Here is a 4,741-nt window from a genome sequence, read left to right as displayed (position 1 = left end):
GCTAGCGGATTTGATATAACAGGGCATGATGTGATATAGAATCCGATTAAACACTCGTCATTGCGACGATAGGAAGCAATCTCGTGGGACCCCTGAGATTGCTTCCTTCCACTCCGTTCCAGTCGCTGCGGACGCAGGCTCTAGTAATTATCCGGATTTGATATGAGAGATGGGGAGTTATAGAAAGACTGGGCAATGGCGCTCGTGAAGTGAACATTTTTTTATATCGAATTAAACGGGGGCGCTCGGCTTTATTGCATGAATAGGCGATCGCGAAGTAGGGGCGGGTTCAGCCAAAAACATTCACAAAGCCACAGAAATTAAATAAACCTGCCCCAAAGTTGGTGTGGGTGTCTAAAGATGCCCAGATAATAGGCGATCGTGAAGTAGGGGCAGGTTCAGCCAAAAACATTCACAAAGCCACAGAAATTAAATAAACCTGCCCCAAAATTGGTGTGGGTAATCATAATGTAATGGGGCGGGTTTAGCAAAATATTTAATATCAGCACGATGTTCTACTTAAAACCCCCCCTACACCCTGGTTAAATCAACTCGCCCCAAAACCAGCGCTAAAAACTCAAACGTCTCTCAATAGCATTTTGAAAGCGATCGCTCATTTCTCCCATCTCTACATTAATTAAAGACACACCCTCATTAACTAAAATTTGCAAACCACTTTCAGCATTACTCACCAGACCAATTTTCTGCCAAAAATCAGCCAAATTTTCCTGAAGATATGATTCCCAAATCATCTGATTTTCTGGCGCAACAGAAACCAAAATTCGGCAACCACCCTCGCCAAACAAAAATTCATCCCATCGGAAATTAGAAACATCAGAAAATTCCCAAATCATCTCAGCTCCCAACTTCCCACTAATACAACACTCTGCCAGAGCGATCGCTACACCTCCCTCTGCACTATCATGAGCAGAACGCACCCAACCTTGTCGGATACCATGACGACAAACTGCCTGTACTCGCTTTTCCAAATCAAAATCTACTTCGCTTGGTTTACCAGCAACCACACCATGAACAGTTGCCAAATATTCAGAAGCAGCTAAAGACCTAACTCCTAAATTCCCTATTAAATAGATAATATCGCCTTCAGTTTGCCAACTTTGCCCGCAAATACGAGTCAGATCGGGAATTAACCCTACCATTCCCACCACTGGAGTCGGATAAATTGCCTGGGGAGTACCGTCAGCATCCAAAGTTTCGTTATACAAAGACACATTCCCGCCAGTAACAGGGGTTCCCAACTCTCGACAACCTTCAGCAATACCACGACAACTCTCTGCTAGTTGCCAATATCCCACAGGTTTTTCTGGACTGCCAAAATTGAGATTATCTGTAACCGCTACAGGTTCTGCACCCACACAACTGAGATTCCGTGCTGCTTCTGCAACTACTGCTTTTGCACCATTGTATGGATCGAGATAAACCCAACGGGAATTACAATCAACTGTTGCAGCAACACCTGAAGTTGATGATGGGTTGTTAAGATCGGGAATTTGGGGGCGTAACCGAATTACAGCAGCATCAGCACCACCCGGCAACATCACAGTATTATTCTGTACTTGATAGTCGTATTGCTGATACACCAAATTTTTTGAAGCAATAGTTGGAGTATCTAATAAAGTCAGTAAAATTTCATTCCAGGTTTGGAAATTTCCCTGAATTTCAATACCCTGTTCCGTAGATGATGGCAACGATGCAACATTCCATTCCCAAGCTTTTTTTGCATATTCCGGCGGTTCGCTCAATAACTCCCGATGATAAATAGGAGTATTATCTGCCAAAGCAGTAGCAGGTATTTCAGCAGCAACTTTCCCTTCAAATAAAATTCGCACAATAGGTTCCTCAATAACTGTACCTGCCACCACTGCATGAAGTTCCCAACGTTCAAAAATATCAATTAATTCTTGTTCGCGACCTTTTTGGGCAACAAATAACATCCGTTCCTGAGATTCTGAGAGCAAATATTCATAAGGAACCATCCCAGTTTCTCGCACTGGTACTTTGTCCAAGTCAAATTCAATGCCAACTCCTCCATTTGCTGCCATTTCTGAAGTGGAACAGGTGATACCAGCAGCTCCCATGTCTTGCGCTGCGACTACTGCTCCTGTTTTGAATGCTTCTAGACAAGCTTCGACTAGACATTTTTCTAGGAATGGGTCTCCTACTTGCACTGCAGGGCGATCGTCTATTGACTGTTCGCTGAGTTCGGCGCTGGCGAAACTTGCTCCACCCATACCGTCTCTACCTGTGGTGGAACCGACATATAAGACTGGGTTGCCAATACCGGATGCACCAGATTTGACAATTTCGGGGGTTTCCATTAATCCCAATGCCATCACGTTGACTAGGGGGTTGCCTGTGTAAGCGCGGTCAAAGTAAATTTCTCCACCTACGGTAGGTACTCCGAAACAGTTACCGTAATGAGAAATGCCAGAAATTACTCCGGTAAAAATGCGTTTGGTTTTGGCATCCTCTAGGGAACCGAAACGGAGGGAGTTAAGTACGGCGATGGGGCGAGCACCCATTGTAAATATGTCTCGGAGAATACCGCCGACTCCGGTAGCAGCACCTTGGAATGGTTCGACAGCAGATGGGTGGTTGTGGGATTCTATTTTGAAAGCGAGTTGGAGTCCGTTGTCTAGGTCTACGACTCCAGCGTTTTCTCCTGGTCCAACAAGAATACGTTTACCTGTGGTGGGAAATTGTTTGAGGAGGGGGCGGGAGTTTTTGTAGCAGCAGTGTTCTGACCACATGACTCCAAACATTCCTAGTTCCGCTTTATTGGGGTGACGACCAAGGCGGTTCAGAATTTCTTGATATTCTTCTGGTTTGATGCCTTCGGATGCTATTTCTTCTGGGGAAAAGGGAGTTTGTGACATAATTTATAATGGGAAAGTTGACTAACTTTTTTGGTAGTATTATTATCTCATTAATTATGTCAAACTTAATACAAACAAAATAACTGGAATATACGAGCGAAAATTCTCAAAATCTTTATCGGTAGTAAAAATAAAGATAAATAGAGTCATAATGTTAATTCACTGATTACTAAAATAGATAACTCATTGACTCGTTTTAACTGTAAATCATTAGTTAAAAAAGCCTCACATTCTGATTGAATAACAACAGCAATTTGTAAGGAATCAGTTAATGATAAATTATACTTTAATCATTTTCATTCTTGATCGTCACAACCAAAATATTGTAGGGACGTTCCATAGAACGTCCCTACTGTGGTCTACCGTGCAGGAAAACCGCTGTAATATTTGCTCAACCTACTATCTAGGGTTAGCTGTAGATTTGGAAGGCTTCAGTTTGCGTTTGAGGGTTGAAATTGCTCCTAGAGTACCGAGAGTGAAGAAGCTTAAGGTGGAGGTTGGTTCAGGGACGGTGATTGGAGCAGCAGAAAAACTAGCAGAAAAACTAACGGGCAATTCACTATCTTCTGGCCCAAAATTTTCAAAACCTGGTATAAATGGCGCCGCAGAAAAAATCTCAAAATAACCCGGAGGCTGCAAAAAATCAGCAAAAAACATATTAACAAAGTTTCCTTCCGAGGTGGAATACCCAAAACCGCTACTTGTTAACTGCTCATCAGGATTAAGACTGATTATATTGTCAAGTACAAAAGGTTCGTTTCCAGGTACTCAAGTTCCCGTAGGTTGTAAACCAATAATTGTTTCGTCATTTCGCGTACCAGTAATTTCAGTAATTAGGTAAAAACCGAAATCGTCAGGAGTATCATTAGTCGTCAAATTACCACTTGCCTCTATACCAGGAGCGGAATAACTCCAGTTCCAAATTAAAGCAGAGGCAGCTTGTATTTTCCCAAAAACCAATGCAGATGTCACACTGAGGACTGTGACAGATAGTAAAGTTAGATTTTTCATAAAAAAGCTGTAAATTTTTATTACTTCCTATATTTCTATTTAAACCTCCTCAAAAGGTCTTTGCAATATCTTTTGCTTAACTTTACAGAATCTTTAAAATTTCCTGAGAGTAAGCTGGGGAGGAAAATCAGCAGAATCAAATATGAGATAAGGATTTGAGGTATCTATAATCATCAACAAAAATCATCAGCGTTGGACTTTGTATCAATGCGATCGCTGATGAATAAAAACAAGATCCTCAGAGGAAAAATATCAAATTCAAAAAATAAACAAAGTATAACAAACCGTTAAATACTGGGTAATCCAGCCATTAGCATCAGGGAAAAAAACTGAATCAGTAGAGAAGAAAATTAGTCTGAGGTGAGGAAAACGTGAATCTACGCAAGCAAAAGGAGATAGGAGTCGAAGGTATCAAAGGCATTCTTCTAAGTGGACATCATGCTATATCAAGGCCACTTAAATTGGAATTAGATTATTTCAGAGTATCTAAATGATATACTACTCTGTCTAACAATTGTCAAGTACCTCTGCTCTTTAATTATTTCTTCCCGATAAAATACTATGAATCAACCATTACCTTTAGATTTTTCTCAGCAAGACCTACGACATCGCAATTTTCAAGGTCAAGACCTGACGGGGGCTAATTTTAGCGGTTCTGACTTGAGAGGTTGCAATTTTCAGGATGCTATCCTAGTAGGGGCAAATTTTCAGGGTGCAAGAATTGGGCAAAGTAGGAGCAAGATTAGGATTTTGATTGTTCGTTGTGCTGGAGCGGCGATCGCTGTTACTCTTGCTAGTGCTTTTGCTAGTTTTATTGTTGGTGAAATGGCTGG

General features: G+C 41.5%; 4 protein-coding genes. 1 reads left to right on the top strand and 3 read right to left on the bottom strand.

The features are described 5' to 3' along the window. Window positions 1–569: 569 nt before the first annotated feature. From purL to F6K22_RS32430, 3 genes are all read right to left on the bottom strand, one after another. On the bottom strand, window positions 570–2,897 hold the full coding sequence (gene purL, locus F6K22_RS32440; RefSeq protein ID WP_293107802.1) for a phosphoribosylformylglycinamidine synthase subunit PurL: 2,328 nt from the start codon (window positions 2,895–2,897) through the stop codon (window positions 570–572). Between the two features lie 399 nt (window positions 2,898–3,296). Then, complete coding sequence (locus F6K22_RS42630; protein WP_363274909.1) at window positions 3,297–3,554, bottom strand: PEP-CTERM sorting domain-containing protein; 258 nt, start codon at window positions 3,552–3,554, stop codon at window positions 3,297–3,299. A gap of 111 nt (window positions 3,555–3,665) precedes the next feature. Beyond that, complete coding sequence (locus tag F6K22_RS32430; protein ID WP_293107796.1) at window positions 3,666–3,908, bottom strand: hypothetical protein; 243 nt, start codon at window positions 3,906–3,908, stop codon at window positions 3,666–3,668. A 561-nt stretch (window positions 3,909–4,469) separates the two neighbouring features. Here F6K22_RS32430 and F6K22_RS32425 point away from each other — a divergent pair. Then, window positions 4,470–4,741 (top strand): pentapeptide repeat-containing protein (locus F6K22_RS32425; RefSeq protein WP_293107793.1); only part of this gene is annotated, 272 nt, incomplete at its 3' end.

It is taken from the genome of Okeania sp. SIO2F4 (assembly GCF_010672385.1).
In the GTDB taxonomy this organism is placed as follows: domain Bacteria; phylum Cyanobacteriota; class Cyanobacteriia; order Cyanobacteriales; family Microcoleaceae; genus Trichodesmium.
The sequence above is the reverse complement of the archived record's forward strand: the minus strand, read 5'-3'. Positions and strand labels throughout refer to the sequence as shown.

Excerpts from the sequence above, each read along its gene's own strand:
- purL (WP_293107802.1), bottom strand. The coding sequence starts at position 2,897 with ATGTCACAAACTCCCTTTTCCCCAGAAGAAATAGCATCCGAAGGCATC.
- F6K22_RS42630 (WP_363274909.1), bottom strand. The coding sequence starts at position 3,554 with ATGTTTTTTGCTGATTTTTTGCAGCCTCCGGGTTATTTTGAGATTTTT.
- F6K22_RS32430 (WP_293107796.1), bottom strand. The coding sequence starts at position 3,908 with ATGAAAAATCTAACTTTACTATCTGTCACAGTCCTCAGTGTGACATCT.